General features: G+C 72.9%; 14 protein-coding genes and 1 tRNA gene. 7 read left to right on the top strand and 8 right to left on the bottom strand.

The window, feature by feature from the left end:
- Nucleotides 1-407 precede the first annotated feature (407 nt).
- Nucleotides 408-1,421 (top strand): bifunctional DNA primase/polymerase, encoded by a 1,014-nt coding sequence (locus tag MOV08_RS20430; protein ID WP_275308449.1) that lies wholly within the window; start codon nt 408-410, stop codon nt 1,419-1,421.
- A 217-nt stretch (nt 1,422-1,638) separates the two neighbouring features.
- On the opposite strand, the gene MOV08_RS20435 is transcribed toward MOV08_RS20430, so the two are convergent.
- The gene (locus MOV08_RS20435; protein WP_039634510.1) at nt 1,639-2,403 is read right to left on the bottom strand and encodes a class I SAM-dependent methyltransferase; all 765 of its coding nucleotides are present in this window, start codon (nt 2,401-2,403) and stop codon (nt 1,639-1,641) included.
- A 149-nt stretch (nt 2,404-2,552) separates the two neighbouring features.
- Between MOV08_RS20435 and MOV08_RS20440 the strand changes: the two genes are divergently transcribed.
- Nucleotides 2,553-2,927 (top strand): hypothetical protein, encoded by a 375-nt coding sequence (locus MOV08_RS20440; RefSeq protein WP_039634512.1) that lies wholly within the window; start codon nt 2,553-2,555, stop codon nt 2,925-2,927.
- Between the two features lie 93 nt (nt 2,928-3,020).
- Here MOV08_RS20440 and MOV08_RS20445 read toward each other — a convergent pair whose 3' ends face one another.
- The 3 genes from MOV08_RS20445 to MOV08_RS20455 form a co-directional block, all read right to left on the bottom strand.
- Nucleotides 3,021-4,403 (bottom strand): S53 family peptidase, encoded by a 1,383-nt coding sequence (locus tag MOV08_RS20445; RefSeq protein WP_275308450.1) that lies wholly within the window; start codon nt 4,401-4,403, stop codon nt 3,021-3,023.
- 356 nt (nt 4,404-4,759) lie between these two features.
- Nucleotides 4,760-4,846: transfer RNA gene (locus MOV08_RS20450), tRNA-Ser, on the bottom strand.
- 43 nt (nt 4,847-4,889) lie between these two features.
- Nucleotides 4,890-6,368, bottom strand: a complete 1,479-nt coding sequence (locus MOV08_RS20455) for a S1C family serine protease (RefSeq protein WP_275308451.1) — start codon at nt 6,366-6,368, stop codon at nt 4,890-4,892.
- A 465-nt stretch (nt 6,369-6,833) separates the two neighbouring features.
- Between MOV08_RS20455 and MOV08_RS20460 the strand changes: the two genes are divergently transcribed.
- The 3 genes from MOV08_RS20460 to MOV08_RS20470 all read left to right on the top strand — a co-directional run bounded on the left by MOV08_RS20460 (nt 6,834) and on the right by MOV08_RS20470 (nt 9,731).
- Nucleotides 6,834-7,727, top strand: a complete 894-nt coding sequence (locus MOV08_RS20460; RefSeq protein ID WP_039634517.1) for a glycerophosphodiester phosphodiesterase — start codon at nt 6,834-6,836, stop codon at nt 7,725-7,727.
- A 53-nt stretch (nt 7,728-7,780) separates the two neighbouring features.
- Nucleotides 7,781-8,608, top strand: coding sequence for an ATP-binding protein (locus MOV08_RS20465; RefSeq protein WP_275308452.1), 828 nt, complete (start codon nt 7,781-7,783; stop codon nt 8,606-8,608).
- Between the two features lie 154 nt (nt 8,609-8,762).
- Nucleotides 8,763-9,731 (top strand): DUF5926 family protein, encoded by a 969-nt coding sequence (locus MOV08_RS20470; RefSeq protein WP_039634519.1) that lies wholly within the window; start codon nt 8,763-8,765, stop codon nt 9,729-9,731.
- A gap of 237 nt (nt 9,732-9,968) precedes the next feature.
- Here the strand turns inward: MOV08_RS20470 and MOV08_RS20475 are convergent, their stop codons facing one another.
- Nucleotides 9,969-10,559 carry a hypothetical protein gene (locus MOV08_RS20475; RefSeq protein ID WP_275308453.1) on the bottom strand — a complete coding sequence of 197 codons (591 nt, stop codon included), beginning with the start codon at nt 10,557-10,559 and terminating at the stop codon, nt 9,969-9,971.
- Between the two features lie 223 nt (nt 10,560-10,782).
- Nucleotides 10,783-11,493 (bottom strand): bifunctional DNA primase/polymerase, encoded by a 711-nt coding sequence (locus tag MOV08_RS20480; RefSeq protein WP_039634523.1) that lies wholly within the window; start codon nt 11,491-11,493, stop codon nt 10,783-10,785.
- Nucleotides 11,494-12,038: 545 nt separating this feature from the next.
- Between MOV08_RS20480 and MOV08_RS20485 the strand changes: the two genes are divergently transcribed.
- Both MOV08_RS20485 and MOV08_RS20490 read left to right on the top strand, forming a co-directional pair.
- On the top strand, nt 12,039-13,757 hold the full coding sequence (locus MOV08_RS20485; protein ID WP_420834191.1) for a PP2C family protein-serine/threonine phosphatase: 1,719 nt from the start codon (nt 12,039-12,041) through the stop codon (nt 13,755-13,757).
- A gap of 203 nt (nt 13,758-13,960) precedes the next feature.
- Nucleotides 13,961-15,430, top strand: a complete 1,470-nt coding sequence (locus MOV08_RS20490; RefSeq protein ID WP_039641231.1) for an aminopeptidase P family protein — start codon at nt 13,961-13,963, stop codon at nt 15,428-15,430.
- Between the two features lie 36 nt (nt 15,431-15,466).
- Here the strand turns inward: MOV08_RS20490 and MOV08_RS20495 are convergent, their stop codons facing one another.
- Nucleotides 15,467-16,132 carry a TetR/AcrR family transcriptional regulator gene (locus MOV08_RS20495; protein ID WP_039634527.1) on the bottom strand — a complete coding sequence of 222 codons (666 nt, stop codon included), beginning with the start codon at nt 16,130-16,132 and terminating at the stop codon, nt 15,467-15,469.
- Nucleotides 16,133-16,637: 505 nt separating this feature from the next.
- Complete coding sequence (locus tag MOV08_RS20500; protein WP_039634529.1) at nt 16,638-18,299, bottom strand: FAD-binding dehydrogenase; 1,662 nt, start codon at nt 18,297-18,299, stop codon at nt 16,638-16,640.
- Nucleotide 18,300: the final 1 nt, after the last annotated feature.

An 18,300-nucleotide genomic window follows, 5' to 3' on the forward strand; every position in this document is an offset into this window, starting at 1 on the left:
CCGCCGGACCGCTCCCGGATCGGACCCCGCATTCCCGGGCCCCGCTCCGGATCGCCGGTCCCGACCGGTCCGTAAAGCGCTAACTCCAGCTGCTCACCGGGTAGTTGGCCGACCGCCCCGGTTCCTGCCTCGACGTCGCGACCACAGGATTGCCCACCCGATCCCCGGCGAACCCACGAGGAAAGGTCGATTCCCCCGCAAGCATGAGGAACCCCGGGTAAACCCCGACGCCTCCACTCGCACCACCCGTGCGCCCCCGCCGACCTCGGACGATGCACCGCGACCCGCTCCCCCAAGGGAAAAGTGCGCCCCCGTCCGCCCAGCGGACCCGGCGCACTTGTGATCTTCGTCGCGCGCCTGCACTCCCCCCCCTTCCCTTTCTCGAACATTCGTACGAAAATGAAGTCATGGCCACGCCCCACCGCCATACCGCACCGACCACCGCACACCCGGCGACGCCCGTGTTCCCGCCCGAACCCCCGGCCGACCTCAGGCCCGACCCCCGGCCCGATCCGCCCCCGGTCCGGCCCCTCGCCCCGGCGGACGCCCACCACGCCGCCCTCGCCCACGCCCTGCGCGCCGCCGAGCACGGCTACCCGGTCATCCCGCTGACCCGCACCAAACTCCCCGCGCTGCGCTCCCCGCACCACGACCACCACACCCACGGCACCCACCACACCCACGACGAACCGGTGGCCCCGCCCTGCCACGGCTCCTGCGGACGCCTCGGCCACGGCGTCCACGACGCCACCACCGACCCGCTCACCATCCGCCGGATGTTCGCCGCCGCCCCCTGGGCCACCGGCTACGGCATCGCCTGCGGCCGGGCCCCGCACCACCTCGTCGGCATCGACCTCGACACCAAGCACGGCGCGGACGGCCACACCGCCCTGCGCCTGATCGCCGCGGCCCACGGCTTCCCGCTCCCCCCGACGGTCACCGTCCTGACCCCCAGCGGCGGCCGCCACCTGTGGTTCACCGGCCCGCCCGCGTCACCGGTCCCCAACTCCGCCGGCCGGCTCGCGCCGGGCATCGACGTCCGCGGCGCGGGCGGCTATCTGGTCGGCCCCGGCTCCCTCACCACCCACGGCCGGTACGTCCTCGCACCGGACGCACCCCGCCACCCCGCCCCGGCCCCGCCCGCCCTGCTGGCGCTCCTGCTCCCCCCGCTCGGAACCCCGGCCCCGCCTCCGTACGCCGCCCCGCACGGCCGCCGTCAGCCGCCCGCCGCCGCCCTCCTCCGCTTCGTCCGCGCCTCCCCGCGCGGACAGCGCAACACCCGCCTCTTCTGGGCCGCTTGCCGCGCGTACGAGGCCGGGCTCGGGCCGGAGCTCGCCGAACGCCTGGTCGCCGCGGCCCGCCGCACCGGCCTCCCGGAGCCCGAGGCCCGCGCCACCCTCGCCTCGGCATCCCGCCACTGAGGCCCGGGGCCGGCCCACTTGCCCGGACCCCGGGGAGTGGCTAGGGCCTGTCGTCAAACTCCCGCCTGCCTCGCGACGCCTGGCACGCACGCTCTCCGCGTTGTCGGGCTCATCCCGGTACGCCCGGTACCGGGATGACCCTCCGCCTTGAGATCGCACGCACCAGACGCCGCGAGGCCCGCCCTTCGGGCGAACGACGGGAGTTTGACGACAGGCCCTAGACCACCGGCTTGCGCGCCTCGATCAGGAATCGCGTCGTGTGCGCCACAAAGGCGCCCTCCCGCCGGATCCGCCGGTCCAACTCCCGCAGCCGCTCCCGGTATTGCTCGACGGTGAAGCCCGGCACCATCCACACCACCTTCCGCAGGAAGTAGACGACGGCCCCGATGTCGAAGAACTCCGTCCGCAGCGTCTCGTGCCGCAGGGCGACGACCTCCAGCCCCGCCGCCTCCGCGTCCCGCCGGGCGTCCTCGGGGTGCCGGGCCCGCCGGACCTCCTCCGGCTGCGGCCCCAGGAAGTACTCCACCAGCTCGAACACGCTGGACGGCCCGACCTGTTGGGAGAGATAGACACCCCCCGGCCGCAGCACCCGGGCGATCTCCGCCCACCACACCGTCACCGGATGCCGACTGGTCACCAGGTCGAACGCGGCGTCCCCGAACGGCAACGGCGGCTCGTCCTCGTCCGCCACCACCACCGCGCCCAACGGATGCAGCAGCGCGGTCGCCCTGGCGACGTTCGGCGGCCAGGACTCCGTCGCCACCATGAGCGGCGGAAGCGCCCCCGCCCCGGCGAGCACCTCGCCACCGCCGGTCTGGATGTCCAGCGCCGCCGACGCCCGCGCCAGCCGCTCCCCCATCAACCGCTGATAGCCCCACGAAGGCCGCTGCTCGGTGGCCCGCCCGTCCAGCCAGGAGAAGTCCCAGCCCGCCACCGACACCGCCTCGGCCTCCGCCACCAACTCCTCGAAAGAACGCTCCATGCCCCCACCCTCACCGCCCCCGACCGCCCCCGCCAGCCATTTCTCCCCCACCACCGCCACCGCAGCGCCCGCCCACCAACCAGGTGAAGCCCCCGACACCACCCGCGCCACCCCGCCAGAATCGAACGAGTGAGCGGTATCCTTTCGCTGTGGCTGACAAGCAGAAGACCTACGACTTCCCCCAGGACCTGCGGGAAGCACAGCTGGAGCTGCACCAGGTCCAGTCCGCCCTCGCGGACCTCTACAAGCGCCTTCCGTGGTCGGTCGACCCCCTCCCCGGCTGGACGCACACCAAGGAGAACGGTCACTTCCACGAGACCGAACGCGCCGAGTCCCGGGGCTGGACCGACGAGGAAAAGGCCCAGGTGGCCGACTTGCGCGCCCGCACCCTCGACCTCGCCGAGCGCGTCGTCACCCACGACTTCTGGTCCACCTGCGACGACGGCCCCGCCGCCCGCTCCGCCCTCAAACACCTCCACGAGCAGGAAGAGGCCGCGGAGGAACACCAGGCCCTCGGCGAATAACCCCACCGGCCACCCCGCACGAAAGGGGCGCCCGACCTCCGGCCGGACGCCCCTTACGGCGATGCACTGCGGGACGGCCGCTCAGCCCTCCCCTCAGCCCGCCTTGGCGAGGGCGGGGACGAAGCGGGCCGCGTCGATCGTGCCGACGCCGGTCGCCATGTCGTAGCCCTTCACCGCGGTGTAGCCGGCGACTCCCGCATAGCTGTTGTTCGTGCCGTCCTTCACATCCACGATTCCGGTGGACGGGTTCCGCGAGGGCTGCGCGGACAGCGTGTACAGCGCCTGGTGGATGTCACCCAGCCGGTGTCCGGCGACCTGGTCGGCCAGGGCCACGATGCCCGCGAAGAGCGGGCTGGCCTCGCTGGTGCCGACGTAGACGTCCCAGCCGACCCGCTTCGGGTTGTAGCTGGAGTACACCCATGCGCCGCCCTTCATCGCGGCGGACATCGAAACATCGGGAGTGCCGCGGTGGTCGCCGACCACCTGCTTGACTCCGCTCTGGTACGAGGGGCGGGCGAAGACATGGGACGGGCCGCCGCCGCCCGCGCCCTCGTCGTTGAAGACACTGTCCGGCGCGAGGCGGTCACCCTTGGCGTCCAGGTGCAGCCGGGTGCCGCCGACCGAGACGGCCAGCGGGTCGGAGGACGGCCAGGCGTCGACCTTGTACGGGTAGTGGGCGTCGCCGTTCGCGGTGGTGTTGGTGGCCCCGCTGTCGCCGGAGGCGGCGAGGACGGTCACCTTGTGCTCGGCCGCGTCCTTGAAGGCGTACCGCAGGTTCTCGATGCTGGAGAAGTCACCGCTGCGGAAGCCGGGGAAGGTGTTCTCCGTCGCGCCGAAGCTCTGGCTGATCACATCGCCCACACCGCGGTCGATGAGCGACTTCTCGGCGTCCATCATCTCTCGCAGGCCGGTGGCGCCGTTCCCGTCCTGGTCGGCCCCGGACTCCACCAGGACGATGTGCGCGTCCGGGGCGACGGCATGCGCCATCTCCACGTCAAGGGTGCTCTCCCCGGCCCAGCCGACATGGGCGGGGTTGGCGGGGTCAAAGGACGGGACGTTGCCCCACTTGACCACGTCGACGTGGGTGCTCTTCATGCCGAACCGGGCGCTGTAGACATCCAGATCATGCTGGATGGTCGGCGAGCCGAAGGAATCCACGATCACGATCGTGCGCCCCTTGCCGGTGACCCCCGCCCGGTACAGCGGGTTCAGGTCGTACGCCTGCCGGAGCTGGTTCGGGGTGTAACAGGAGATCTGCCACTTCGCCTGGCACTGCCCGGTGGTCAGCAGGCTTTGAGACGCGCTCTTGGATTGCTGCCCGGCTGTCGCCGGCACGACGGTGACTCCTTGCGCCGCATGCACAGGTGCGGCGACCGCGGAACCGGACAGAACCGGGGATATGAGTGCGACATTGGCGAGGGTGGTGACCCCGGCCGCCGCGGCCACGATGCGGCGCCGCGCACGAATTCTGCGCATGATTATTCCCCTTGCAAGGCGAGACCCCCACTCAACAGTTGTGGCGATCCCACCCCGAGGTCACGCGCAGAACAAGTACTTGCCCATGTGCGACTTCTCACTGATGTGTCACTTGTCACTGTTGTCCGATTCGGGACCATGTGCCCGCACCGCCCCGAAGCCCCACCGGGTCCGCCGGAAGGTCGGGGCCGAGCCGCACGCTCGCCCCCGAGCCCGAACTCACCGCCCTCCGGCCTCAGTTGACGTGATTCGACCGTGCCGAGGACCACGCCGAGACGAAGTGGGAGGAAAACGGATGGGCGGGGGTCCCGGATCGTCCCGGGACCCCCGCCCATCTGCATGTTCGTTCACCTGCGCGGAGGCTGTGGGATTTGAACCCACGGTGACGTTGCCGCCACGACAGTTTTCAAGACTGTTCCCTTAGGCCGCTCGGGCAAGCCTCCCCGCGGCACCGGAGTGCGGTGTCGCGGGGATCAGACTAGCGCGTCACTTGTCGCCCGTGCGCTGTCCCAGGGTGACCTGGGTGGTGTGCTCCTTGCCGCCGCGCTTGAAGGTGAGGGTGACGCGGTCACCGGGCTTGTGCTGCCAGATCTCGCTGATGAGGGTCGGGCCGCTGTCGATGACGGTGTCGTCGAGCTTGGTGATGGTGTCGCCGGGCTTCAGGCCCGCCTTGTCGGCCGGGCCGCCCGCGGTCACCGCCTCGCTGCCGCCGGTGCCGGTCTGGGCGATGGTCGCGCCGTCGCCGCCCTCCCGCATGCCGACCTGGACGCCTATCTGCGGATAGACCGGCTGACCCGTCTTGATCAGGTCCTGCGCCACCCGGTTCGCCTGGTCGATGGGGATCGCGAAGCCCAGGCCGATGCTGCCGGCCTGGCCGGAGTCGCCGCCCATCCCGCCGCCGTTGCCGGCCGACTGGATCGCGGAGTTGATGCCGATGACGTTGCCGCCGGCGTCCAGCAGCGGGCCGCCGGAGTTGCCGGGGTTTATCGACGCGTCGGTCTGCAGGGCGCTCATGTACGAGGCGCTGCTGCCGCCGCCGTCGCTGGAGGCCACCGGGCGGTCCTTGGCGCTGATGATGCCGGTGGTGACCGTGCCGGACAGGCCGAAGGGCGCGCCGATGGCGATCGTGGCGTCGCCGACCTGGACGTTGGCGGACTTGCCCAGCGGCAGCGGGTTGAGCGTGGCGCCGGCGGCGTTCTTGAGCTTGATGACGGCGACGTCGTAGCCCTGGGCGTGCCCGATGACCTCGGCGTCGTACTTCTTGCCGTTGGAGAACGTCGCGGTGAGCCGGCCGCCGTCGGCCGCACTGGCGACCACGTGGTTGTTGGTGAGGATGTGGCCCTGCTTGTCGTAGACGAAGCCGGTGCCGGTGCCGCCGTCGCCGCTGGCACCCTGCGCCTCGATGGTCACGACGCTGGGCAGCGCCCGCTGCGCTATCCCGGAGACGGAGGTGGGCTTGCGGTTGAGCGCCCCGGCGTCGCCGGAGGCGGAGACCGTCGTCGAGGAGCTGTCGTTGCGGCCCGCGGCCCAGTAGCCGATGCCGCCGCCGACGCCGCCCGCGACCAGCGCGGCGACCAGCACCGCGGCGATCAGGCCGCCGTTGCGCTTCTGGGGGACCGGCTGGTGCCCGGGCGTCGCCCACGGGTCACCGCCGCCGGGCGGGGGCCCACCCCAACCACCGGCCGGACCGTGCCCGGACGCGGCATACGGGGAGGAGGGGGCGGCGGGCGGGGCCGGGTGCGCGGCCGGGGTCGGCGGCAGCGGCTGCGTCCGGTCGTGGTCGGCCGGGCCGGGGGCGGCGTCGGCGGCCTGCGGGGCGTAGTCCGGCGGCGGGGGCGCGGTCGGGGCGGTCGGGGCGTCCTGAGACCGTTCGCCGGAGGCGGGCGCGGGAGCGCTGTCCGGCTGCGATCCGGTCGGCGGCTTGGCCTCCGACGGGACGCCGGCTCCCTCGTTCTCGGTGCTCACAGCTCTCTCCTCAGTCGCGTGCTTCACGGCGGGTGCCGGCCCGGGAGACCGGACCCCGGTATTCCAGCATCCGGGATCCCGCGGTACTCCAGCATCCGCGATCCCGCCGCCCAGGGCGAGTCCCGGCCGTCCCGGCGGTGGTCCCGCGGTGGTCCGGCGGCCCGCTCGCGGGCCGGCCGCGCGGCTCGCCGCCCGGGCCCACCGTCCTCGCCCAGCATTCCCAAGCCTTCCGCACGGCCCGTCAGAGCACCGTAAGCCGAACCTGTGACTTATTCCCCACGTTGCAGGGCAGACAGCATTAAATGCACGATATGTGGCGATTGGGTGACATAGCGCCGACGTAACAGCCGGCCGGCCCCGCATCCGACGCGCCGCATCCGGCACGGCGCCGGGCACCGTCCGGCCGCCCCGAGCCGTAGATCCTCTCGCGGGCGGGCCGGGGGCGACGGATGGGACGATGACGCGGTGACCCACCCACGCCCCGCCGAGGACGCCCGAGCAGGTCGGCCCGCCATCGCCGTCGTCGCCCACCGCGGCGCGTCCGAGGACGCGCCGGAGCACACCCTGGCCGCCTACCGGAAGGCGATCGAGGACGGTGCGGACGCCCTGGAGTGCGATGTCCGACTGACCGCGGACGGACATCTGGTCTGCGTCCACGACCGGCGGGTGAACCGCACGTCCAACGGGCGCGGGGCGGTCTCGGCGCTGGAGCTGTCCGACCTCGCCGCGCTGGACTTCGGCTCCTGGAAGGACGGCCTGGAGGGAAGGGGCGTGCTGGAGGACGTGGCGCGGGTCGACGGCCGGCCGGTGGACGCGGGCGAGGAACCGGACTGGCAGCAGGAGAACGCCGAGCGGACGTCCGTACTGACCCTGGAGCGGCTGCTGGAGCTGGTCGCGGACGCGAACCGGCGGGTCGAGCTGGCCATCGAGACGAAGCATCCGACGCGCTGGGCCGGGCAGGTGGAGGAGCGGTTGGTCGAGCTGCTCGCCCGCTTCGGCCATACGAAACCGGCCACCCCCAACTGGACGCCGCCGGTCCGCGTCATGAGCTTCTCCGCGCGCTCCCTGCACCGCGTACGGGCCGCCGCACCGGACATCCCCGGCGTCTATCTGATGCAGTTCCTCACCCCCCGTCACCGTGACGGCCGGCTGCCGCCCGGTGTCCGCATCGCCGGGCCCGGCGTACGGATCCTCCGCGCGCACCCGGAGTACGTCGCCAGGGCGCACCGGGCGGGCCACCAGGTCCATGTCTGGACGGTCAACGAAGAGGCCGACGTGGAGATGTGTCGCGACCTCGGCGTGGACGCAATCATCACGAACCGCCCCAAGCAGGTACGAACCCAACTCGGCCTTAGGTAAGGCTCATCACAGGGTGTGCACCGGCGCATTCGGCCCGTATGTGACGGTGTCGAGTGCGTCACTGTGTGCCGGTTGGCCGGTTTCCGGTCCAGTCCATTGGGGCATCCATCCCGTGGCGTGGGGCAAAGGAGGTCTCGGGGGTGGCGTTGGTGGTGGCACAAGAGGTGCCGACGTCGTCGATCATGGCCGTACCCCATGGTCCAGCGGGTGTCGGCATGGCCAGGCGGCGCATGCGAGAAGAGCTGTCGGCAAGGGGAGTTCAGGACAGCGTCGTCGATGACGCGATCCTGGTCCTGTCGGAACTACTGAGCAATGCGTGTCGCCATGCGCGTCCGATATACGAGGACCGCTCGCCGGATTCCGTGTCGTCGCGCTCCCTGTCGTCGGATTCCGCAGCGGGCCACGCGTCCGATGGTGCGTCAGACGGAGCGCGGCAGTCCGCCTCCGGCGGCCCCTTCGCCGCCGTGCGCGCCTCCTGGCGCATCGACGGTCAGGGCCGACTGATCGTCGCGGTCACCGACGGCGGCGGCCCGACCCGCCCGATTCCGGCCACGCCGTCCGTCACCGCCCGCGGCGGCCGCGGGCTGGCCATCATCCGCTCGCTCGCCAAGGACTGGGGTGTCCGCGACACCGTGCCCGGCGAGGTGACGGTCTGGGCCGCACTCTCCCTTCAAGGCGCGTTCGCTACGCGCGTGGACCTGACGACCGACCGGACGGCCGGGTTGGCGACCGACCGGACGTCCGAGCTGGCCGCCGGCCGTCCGCTCTCGCTGCGGAAGGACCCGCGCACCGGCGCCGTCCGCCCGGCCCCGACCCGCCGCGGCCCGGCCCGGGGCACGTCGTCCGGCCTGGCCTTCGCGGAACTCGACGAGCTGCCGTAGCGAAGGGAGCGGCAGCACCCCCGCCCCCGCGCACTCGCCCTGACGTACTCGCGACGCTTACGGCGCTGTTGGTGGCGCCCCGGGCACCGGTCTCCTCTAGGCTCGCGCCGGAACGCGTCCGTACGACCAGGAACCACCAGGAGACACCGTCGCCATGGCCAAGAAGCGCCGTCCCCAGCCCCGGGCCGCAGCAGTACAGATCAAGGACGGCGAGGTGCCGGTGGTCGGCGCCCGCGAGCCCTGTCCGTGTGGTTCCGGCCGCCGCTACAAGGCGTGCCACGGCCGGCAGGCCGCTCACGCCGCCACCGAACTGGTGCGGCGCCCGTTCGAGGGGCTGCCCGGCGAGTGCGACTGGGTGGCGCTGCGCGAGCTGGTGCCCGCCGCCACCGCTCCGTTGACGCTCAAGGGCGGCCTGCCCGAGGGCGTCCCGTCGGTGACGCTGGCGACCGTGCTCCCGATGGCCTGGCCCGCGCTGCGCCGGGACAACGGCGCGGTGCTGCTCGCGCTGCAGAACGACACCGCGTCCGGCGACATCAGCCGGGACCTCGCCGACACCCTCCAGCGGGCGCTGGTGACCGAGCCCGGCCACCCGGTCGTCGCCGGGCGGGCCCCCGTCGACGGGCCGCGCCTACAGGATCTGCTGGACCTGAACGCACCTTTTGAGCCGACCGTCCACACCGGCTTCGAGTTCTGGGTGGAGAACGCCGAGAACGCCACCGGCGAGGTCGCCGCCTCCCTGGAGCGGGCCAACGCCGCGGCCATCCCGACCGCCCGGATTCCCGGCCTGGAGGGCGCGTACTGGTGCGAGGCCCCGGAGAAGAACCACCTGCGCTGGGTCACCGCGCACCCCGAGGAGCAGCTGCTCGACGCGCTCGCCCGGCTGCACGCCGCCGGCACCTCCTCGTTGGTCGAAGGCACCCGGCTGGTGGGCTCGTTCCGGGCGCACGGCCTGGTCGTCCCGGTGTGGGACCTGCCGTCCTCGATGGGCGCCGACGAGATCGCCGAGCCGGCCGCCGCCTTCCAGGAGCGGCTGGCCAAGGCGCTCGCCACGGACACCCCGCTGACCGCCGAGGAGCGCCGGGCCCGCGGCGGGCTCACCAACCGTCAGATCACCCTGAGCTGACCGCCCGCCCGAATCGACCGCAGACGTGACACCCGTCACAAGATCCGTGGCAACTCCGGGTACGTGCCGATAAATACGCGTCCGGAATTCCACGATCGAATTTGCGAACCGCCGATCTCTTGTTACGGTTCTAAGAGCCCGGTCGCTGGTGCATCCCCCGTCGCCAGCGACCGGGCGCTTCCATGTCCGGACGCAGTCCGTCCGACGTCGCCCCGCCGCCCCGTCGCAGCCGGGCCCTCATCTCCCCGAACTCCCGCCGCCCGGCGTCCAGTTGCCGCTGGAGCGCAGCAGCAGCCGCTCCCCCGCCGCGTCGGTGAACTCCGCCACCGCGCCGTACGGCAGCCGTACCCCGCCCACCATCGGACCGCCCGGCGTCTCGCACTCGCCCGGCGTCCCGTCCGCCGGCACCGCGCACTCCACCTGGACGCTCCGGCCGTCCGGGCGCAGCAACGTCAACGCGGCGCGCAGCGGGTCACCCGTGGAGTTCCGGAAGAAGGTGCGCGCCCAGGTGCGGCCGCCCTCGGTGAGCACACAGGTCTGGGCCGTGATCCCTTCCTGGGAGGTGAGTTCGGGGCCGCAGTGGGTGGCGCGGGGCGCGGGGGCGGCGGAGGCGGCGCGCCCGGCACCGGGGAGCAGCGGGAGGGCGAGGCCGGTGAGCGGGTCGGTGACCGTGGTGGCGGGTGCCCTCGGGGCATCGGGGGCGTCCGGCGCCCCCGGCGGGAGGAGGGAGTCCGCCGGGCCGGCCGTCGCGGCGGCCAGAGGAACGGCGAGGGCGAGCACGGCGGTGCCGGCGAGCCCGGTCAGGCGGAGAATCCGCGCACGCTGCATGGGACCCACTTGCGAGAGTTACGAGGAATGCGGGAGGGGGGAGAAATGCCGGGGAAGCACCGTTCGCGGCCTGGCGGACGGTATGCCGAACCTATCGGGCGCCGGGGGTGACACCGGGTGCCCGTGCACGCGATTCCTGTAGATATCGGGACAGCTCATACCCTTACGGGTGAACCGGATATGCGCGCTTTCCGGCCACCCGTTGTCGTCCGCGGGCAGCGGCTCAGTAGGCGAGCCGGCTGCCGCCGTCGGGGGTGCTGGTGCTCGCCATCACCAGCGCGTCGACGATCGTGGCCACCTTCGGCAGCCAGGGCGCGGCCTGGGTGGTCGCCGGCGGACGCTCCCAGCGGACCTTGCCGGCGCCGGTCGGGGACGGCGGCAGGACGAGGTAACCGCCCTCGCCGTGGAACCGCAGCGAGCTGGGCACCCAGTCCTGGGAGCTGAGCAGCTCGCCCAACTCCGGCAGCCCGTACGGCGACACGAGCAGCGACCAGCGGGTCGGGGTGGCCACCACGGGGCCGGTGCGGACGCCGAAGTGGTCCAGCGCGGCCAGCGCGCGGGCGCCCGCGACGGCCGGCAGGCTCACGGCGCACGGCGCCCGGCCACCGGTCGCCAGGACGATCGGCGCGTCCGGACGGTTGGTCCACCACCAGCGGATCATCCGGGCGTCGGTGGTCGCCGCCAGCAGTCCGGGGTCGAAGGGGTGGGCACCCGGCACCACACAATCGGCGTCGGGGCAGTTGCAGCGGCGGGGCACCCGCTCACCGAGGCCGAGCCGACCGCCGGCCGGCTGCCGGCCGGCGGGCCGCAACCCGACGCCGGGGAGGACGGGCCACTGCCACTCGGTGGCGCAATGGAGCGCCGCACCGAGCAGCGCCGACCTCCCGCTGCGCCGGAACAGGGGCTTGCGTCGCCTTCCGAGGATCTCGCGCATGAGCGCTCGTTCCTTTCCGTTACACCGAGGGCTGGTCCGTCACGTCCTTCGCACGGCATGCCGATGCGCTTGAACATCGTTGGTGCATACCGTTCGCAACTGCGGTTGTACTGCTCCGGGCTGGTGCGGGGTGGTGCTGCGGTCCGGTCGTGCAGTTGTGGCCGGCCTGGTGGTGCGACCCGGAGGTCCTTCGCGCTCGATCACCACACGCGGCGCTCTGGATCACCGCGTGTACGAGGCAGCGCATCACGCCGTACACCGGGCGTGGAACGTGGCGGAGGGTGGCGCGCGCATGGCGCTTGCGCTTCCGGTGGTGCCATCCCGCCACTGGGGAGTGCGTCGCGGTGGTCGCCGTATAGGACGCCGGTGCCGGCCGGAGAGTTCCGGTGCGGCCCCAACTGCCCCCGCACCTATCCGAGTACGTACCCGCCACGGTGGATATGACGCGCTGCTGATCGCCGCCAGCAGACCTCAAATTGACGCCCGGGGGGCTGTTTTCAGGCCAATCTACAGACCTCGCTGACACCACAAACCCCAAGGGGACAGTGCTGGACATCACATCGCTGGTGCGTGTACATGTGGAGGCATTGATAGCGGAGCAGCATGACATGGGGGTTTGCGATGCTATTGAGGAAATTGAGCGGACAGCCGTACCGCACAACATCACTCAGCAAAACGCCGCACTCCCTGCCACATCGCGGCCTGACCTGGGGATTTGCCGGGCGCGACGTGGGTTGTCGGCCATGAGCGCCCCGCACCTCCCGAAAGTGGCTGGAATCGAACCAGCGCTTCCCGCTCCCGCGCACACTACCGACCCGCGCGCGACGCCCGCTTCCGCCGAATCCGCCTCCGAAACCACCGCTGACGACCCGTCCGGCGCCGCCGACCTCTCCACCGTGGACCGGATCGCCGCCGTCCAGGACCGGCTGGCCGGCTGGATCTCCGACCTCAGCACCCTGCACGACCTCACCGAACAGCTCGTCCGCACCCGCACCTTGGAGGACGCGCTCCGCGAACTGCTGCGGGCCGGCGCCTTCCTCGTCGGCGCCCGCCGCGGGCTGGTCGTCCTGGCCCCCCAGGACGGACTCGGCCCGGAGACCACCGTCGGCCTGGGCCTGGGCCACGCCGAGATCGGCCACATCGAGACCGTGCCGCGCCGCGCGCTGTCGTACGCGCGGATACTGGACGGCCTCCCCGAGCCCGGCGCCGGCGACGACGCCGAGGCCCGTACCGAGATCGCCGAGCCGGACATCCCCGGGGAGAAGGACCTCGACCCCCGCCTGCGCGAGGTCGCCGCCCGCCTCGGCTACGCCGCCAGTTACGCCGTACCGCTCACCGCCGGCCCGGTCGGCCGGCTCGGCGCCGCGGTCTGGCTCTACGACGAACCGGCCGAGCCCGGCGACCGCCGGCGCCACCTCGTCGGCCTCTACCGCGCACACGCCGCCGAGCACCTCGCACGCCTCCTCGAACTCCACCGCAGCCGGCAGGCCGCCCGGACCCTCCGCGAGGAACTGCTGCCCAGCCGGCTGCCGCGGATCCCCGGCGTCCGGCTCGCGGTGCGGCACGCCGCCGGGCCGCGCGGCGGCGGCGACTGGTACGACGCGCTGCCGCTGCCGGACGGCGCGCTGGGTCTGGCCGTGGGCTCGGTCACCGGGTCCGGGCCGAGCGCGGTGGCCGCCATGGGACGGCTGCGGGCCTCGCTGCGCGCGTACGCCGTCATGGAGGGCGAGGACCCGGTCGCGGTCCTCTCCGACCTCGAACTGCTGATGCGGCTGACCGAGCCGGCCCGCAGCGCCACCGCGCTGTTCGCCTTCACCGAGCCGGAGCCGGGCGCGTCCGGCGGGCCCGGCGGGCCCCCGATGCCGGCCGGGATCGGCGGTCCGGGGCCGCGCAAGATGGTGCTGGCCGGCGCCGGCCACTGCCCGCCGCTGGTCCTCGGCGATCTGCGGGCGGAGTTCGTGGAGACCTCGCTCTCCGCGCCGCTGGGCATGCTGGCCTGCTGGGAGGCGCCCAGCGTGGAGATCGAACCGGCCTGCGGCGAGACCGTGCTCCTCTACAGCGACGGGCTGCTGCACCGCACCGGCGAGCCGATGGACCGGGCCTTCGCCCGTCTGCACTCCGCGGCGGCCGGCGTCCCCCGGGCCAGCCGGCACGACCCGGAGGCGGTGGTGGACCACATCGTGCGGACCATGCTGCCGCAGGGCCTGGACGATCCCGCCTCCGAGGAGGACGTGGTCCTGCTCGCGGCGTACTTCGAGGAGTAGCGGCATAGCACTTCGACGGGCAGCGGCATAGCGGCGTAGCGCCGTAGCGAGCATCGCCGCAGGTCACAGGGGGTGGGTGCGGCGGCGCCCACCCCCTTTCCCCGTGCTCCCTGACAGGTCGTGGCCGCCGGCCCCTGGACCGATTCCCGCTCGCACTTACGATGGAATGCGGTTCAGTCTGAAAAGCCTTAAAAGGAGGCATGGTGACCGACGAGCTGACTCCGGAGATCCCGGACGAGGAAGAGCAGCCGATCAAGCAGCGCAAGAACGGCCTGTACCCGGGCGTTTCGGATGAGCTCGCCGAGAACATGAAGGGCGGCTGGGCCGACACCGAGCTGCACGACCTGGAGCCGATCGGGCAGGCGCCGCACGCCGCCCGCCGGCGCGCCGCGCTCTCCGCGCGCTTCCCCGGCGAGCGCCTGGTGATCCCCGCGGGCCTGCTGAAGACCCGCTCCAACGACACCGAGTACTCCTTCCGGGCCGCGACCGAGTACGTCTACCTCACCGGCGACCAGACCGACGGCAGCGTGCTCGTCCTGGAGCCCCGCGCCGACGCGGCCGACGGCCACGACGCCACGCTCTACCGCCTGCCCCGCTCCAACCGCGAGAACGGCGAGTTCTGGCTGAACGGGATGGGCGAGCTGTGGGTCGGCCGCCGCAACAGCCTCGACGAGTCCGCAGCGCTGCTCGGCGTCCCCTGCAAGGACGTCCGCGAGCTGTCCGAGCTGCTCAAGGAGGCCACCGGCCCGGTCCGGGTGGTCCGCGGCCACGACGCGACCATCGAGCAGGCGCTGCACGACAAGGTCACCGCTGAGCGGGACGAAGAGCTGCGGGTGTACCTCTCCGAGGCCCGCCTGGTGAAGGACGACTTCGAGATCGCCGAGCTGCAGAAGGCCGTCGACTCGACGGCGCGCGGCTTCGAGGACGTGGTCAAGGTCCTGGACAAGGCCGAGGCGACCAGCGAGCGCTACATCGAGGGCACCTTCTTCCTGCGCGCCCGGGTCGAGGGCAACGACGTCGGCTACGGCTCCATCTGCGCCGCCGGCCCGCACGCCACCACCCTGCACTGGGTCCGCAACGACGGCGCGGTCCGCTCCGGCGACCTGCTGCTGCTGGACGCGGGCGTGGAGACCACCACCCTCTACACCGCGGACGTCACCCGCACCCTGCCGATCAACGGCCGCTACACCGACCTCCAGCGCAAGATCTACGACGCGGTGTACGAGGCCCAGGAGGCCGGCATCGCGGCGGTGAAGCCGGGCGCCGCGTTCCGTGACTTCCACGACGCCTCCCAGCGGGTGCTCGCCGCGAAGCTGGTGGAGTGGGGCCTGGTCGAGGGACCGGTGGAGCGCGTCCTGGAGCTGGGTCTGCAGCGTCGCTGGACCCTGCACGGCACCGGCCACATGCTCGGCCTGGACGTCCACGACTGCGCCGCGGCGCGCACCGACAGCTACGTCAACGGCACCCTGGAGCCCGGCATGGTGCTGACCGTCGAGCCCGGCCTGTACTTCCAGGCGGACGACCTGACGGTGCCCGAGGAGTACCGCGGCATCGGCGTCCGGATCGAGGACGACATCCTGGTGACGGAGAGCGGCAACCGCAATCTGTCGGCGGCGCTGCCGCGCCGGTCGGACGAGGTCGAGGCGTGGATGGCGGGGCTGCTCGGCAAGTAGGCCCCGAGGTGTGACCGGCGCGCCGGGGCAGGTGGCTCAGTCCGCCCGCCCCGGCGCGCCGGCGTCTTCCGCGCCGCCGCTCCGCCCGCCGCCCCCGGTGCCGTACGCACCGGCGCGGGCCGCGGCCCAGACGGCGAGGGCGGCCGACTCGGCGAGCTCGGGCTCCACGGGGCGGCGGGCGATCAGGATCTGGTAGTAGAAGGGCGCGCCGAGCGCCGCCATCACGGCCTTGGGGTCGGTGTCCTCGGGCAGCTCGCCGCGCTCGACGGCGCGCACCACCATCGCCCCGGCGAGGACCAGCCGCTCGTCGAAGAAGTCCCGCAGCGCGGTCGCGGCCTGGGGGTCGCGGGCCGCGGCGGCGACCACCGCCTCGATCAGGCCGCGGGCCCGGGCGGCCCCGTAGAACCGCGCTATGCCGTGGGCCAGCGCCCGCAGGTCGCCGGGGAGGGTGCCGGTGTCCGGCAGCGGCACCCCGCTGCTCATGTCGGTCAGCAGCTCGCAGACGATCTTGTCGACGCTGCGCCAGCGGCGGTAGAGCGTTGCGAGGTGCACCCCGGAGCGCTGGGCGACCCGCTCCATGGTCAGCGTGGCGAAGCCGTCCTCGCCCAACTCCTCGAAGACGGCGTCCAGTACGGCTCGGCGGGTGCGTGCCGTGCGTCCTCCGGGGCGGGTCTCGCCCGGGGCCTGGTGCGCGGTCGTCACAGCGGCTCCGTTGCGGGGGTCGAGGTGCGGATCGCAGCGCGGATTGCAGTGCGGGTTCTGGCCAAGTATTGTCCATGACAGGTTAACGCGAGCTACTTCGCGTTAATCGTGGTGCCGCGCTGGTCTCGCTGGAAGAGGGGACGCCGCGGGGGAGGTCCTCCCACCGCGAGACCGCGCAGCCCACCTTTTCAAGGCCGAATTCCGGCCATTTTTGCGGCCTTTCCCGCTCTCCCGACTTGCCCGATCCGGCCCGGTCCGTCATCCCGTCGGCTGCGCTCGGTACCGCTCCGCTCACGCCCCGGCGTCGCCCCGTCCGTCCGCGGACCGGAACGGCGGCCGGACCGCTCGGCGCAGCCCGGGCCCACGTTGTGGGCTCCCCCGCCGTGTTCGTTCTTCCGCCTTCGGCGGCGGGGGTGTGTTGGGCGGGGGCGTCTCGCACCCGGCGCCCACCACGCACCCGGGCCCCGCCCCAACGCCCCCGCCGAAGGCGGAAGTGCGGGGCCGGTCACGCCAGGCTCCGGGCCAGCGCCCGACCGGCCGCGCGGCCGGAGAAGATGCAGCCGCCCAGGAAGGTTCCCTCCAGGGCGTTGTAGCCGTGCACCCCGCCGCCGCCGAAGCCGGCGACCTCCCCGGCCGCGTACAGCCCGTCGAAGGGCGTGCCGTCCGGCCGGACCACCTGCGAGTCCAAGGTGGTCTCCAGGCCGCCCAGCGTCTTACGGGTCAGCAGGTGCAGCCGGACCGCGATCAGCGGGCCGTGCGCCGGGTCGAGCAGCCGGTGCGGCTTGGCGACCCGGGTCAGCTTGTCCGGCCAGTACTCGCGGGCGTTGCGCACCGCCATCAGCTGGAGGTCCTTGGAGTAGGGGTGGGCCACCGCCCGGTCGCGGGCCACCACTTCCCGTTCGACCGTCGCGTGGTCGAGGGGGGTCGACGGCTCCAACGCGTTCATCCCGGCGACCAGTTCGCGCAGCGTGCGCCGGACGACGAAGTCCTCCCCGCGGTCCAGGAACGCCTGGACCGGGCCGGGCGCGCCCTTCTTCACCCGTGCCAGCGCGAGCTTGAGGTCCTTGCCGGTGATGTCCGGGTTCTGCTCGGAGCCGGAGAGCGCGAACTCCTTCTCCACGATGGAACGGGTCAGGAGGAACCAGGTGTGGTCGTGTCCGGTGTGCACGATGTGGCGCAGGGTGGCCAGGGTGTCGTGGCCGGGGAAGAGCGGCGCGGGCAGCCGCCGGCCGGTGGCGTCCAGCCACAGCGACGACGGGCCGGGGATGATCCGGATCGCGTGGTCGGGCCAGATCGGGTCCCAGTTCTTGATGCCCTCGGTGTAGTGCCACATCCGGTCGCGGTTGACCAGCGAGCCGCCGGCCCGCTCGGTGATCTGGAGCATCCGCCCGTCCACGTAGGCGGGCACGCCGGTGATCATCGACTTGGGGGCCGGGCCGAGCCGCTCCACCGGCCAGTTCCCGCGGACCAGTTCCTGATTGCCGCCGATGCCGCCGGAGGTCACCACCACCGCCTGCGCCCGGAACGCGAACTCGCCCACCGCCTCGCGCGCCGAGGCCACCCCGCGCGGGAGGTCCGAGGGCGCCAGCGTGGTGCCGCGCACCCCGACCGCCGCGCCGTCCTCCACGATCAGTTCGTCGACCCGGTGCCGGTGCCGGAAGACCACCAGCCCGCGCTCGGCCGCGGCCCGCACCGGCTCGGCGAAGACCCGGACGACCTCGGGGCCGGTGCCCCAGGTGAGGTGGAAGCGGGGGACGGAGTTGCCGTGCCCGGTCGCCAGGCCGGCGCCGCGCTCGGCCCAGCCGACGGTGGGGGTCAGCCGCAGCCCGAGGTCGTGCAGGTAGCGGCGCTTCTCGCCGGCGGCGAAGTCCACGTACGCCTGCGCCCACTGCCGGGGCCAGTGGTCCTCGCGGTCCCGGTCGAAGCCGGCCGAATCCAACCAGTCGGACAGCGCGAGTTCGGGCGAGTCCTTGATGCCGGCCCGCCGCTGCTCGGGGCTGTCCACCAGGAACAGCCCGCCCAGCGACCAGAACGCCTGGCCGCCGAGGTTGGCCTCGCTCTCCTGGTCGACGACGAGCACCCGGCGCCCCGCACGGGTGAGTTCGTAGGTGGCGACCAGTCCGGCCAGCCCGGCTCCTACGACGATGACGTCGGCGTCGTCGCTCATA

The organism is Streptomyces yunnanensis (assembly GCF_029011865.1).
Taxonomy (GTDB): domain Bacteria; phylum Actinomycetota; class Actinomycetes; order Streptomycetales; family Streptomycetaceae; genus Streptomyces; species Streptomyces yunnanensis.

Coding starts and splice junctions, on each gene's coding strand:
- MOV08_RS20430 (WP_275308449.1), top strand. CDS start 408: ATGGCCACGCCCCACCGCCATACCGCACCGACCACCGCACACCCGGCG.
- MOV08_RS20435 (WP_039634510.1), bottom strand. CDS start 2,403: ATGGAGCGTTCTTTCGAGGAGTTGGTGGCGGAGGCCGAGGCGGTGTCG.
- MOV08_RS20445 (WP_275308450.1), bottom strand. CDS start 4,403: ATGCGCAGAATTCGTGCGCGGCGCCGCATCGTGGCCGCGGCGGCCGGG.
- MOV08_RS20470 (WP_039634519.1), top strand. CDS start 8,763: ATGGCCAAGAAGCGCCGTCCCCAGCCCCGGGCCGCAGCAGTACAGATC.
- MOV08_RS20475 (WP_275308453.1), bottom strand. CDS start 10,559: ATGCAGCGTGCGCGGATTCTCCGCCTGACCGGGCTCGCCGGCACCGCC.
- MOV08_RS20480 (WP_039634523.1), bottom strand. CDS start 11,493: ATGCGCGAGATCCTCGGAAGGCGACGCAAGCCCCTGTTCCGGCGCAGC.
- MOV08_RS20500 (WP_039634529.1), bottom strand. CDS start 18,299: ATGAGCGACGACGCCGACGTCATCGTCGTAGGAGCCGGGCTGGCCGGA.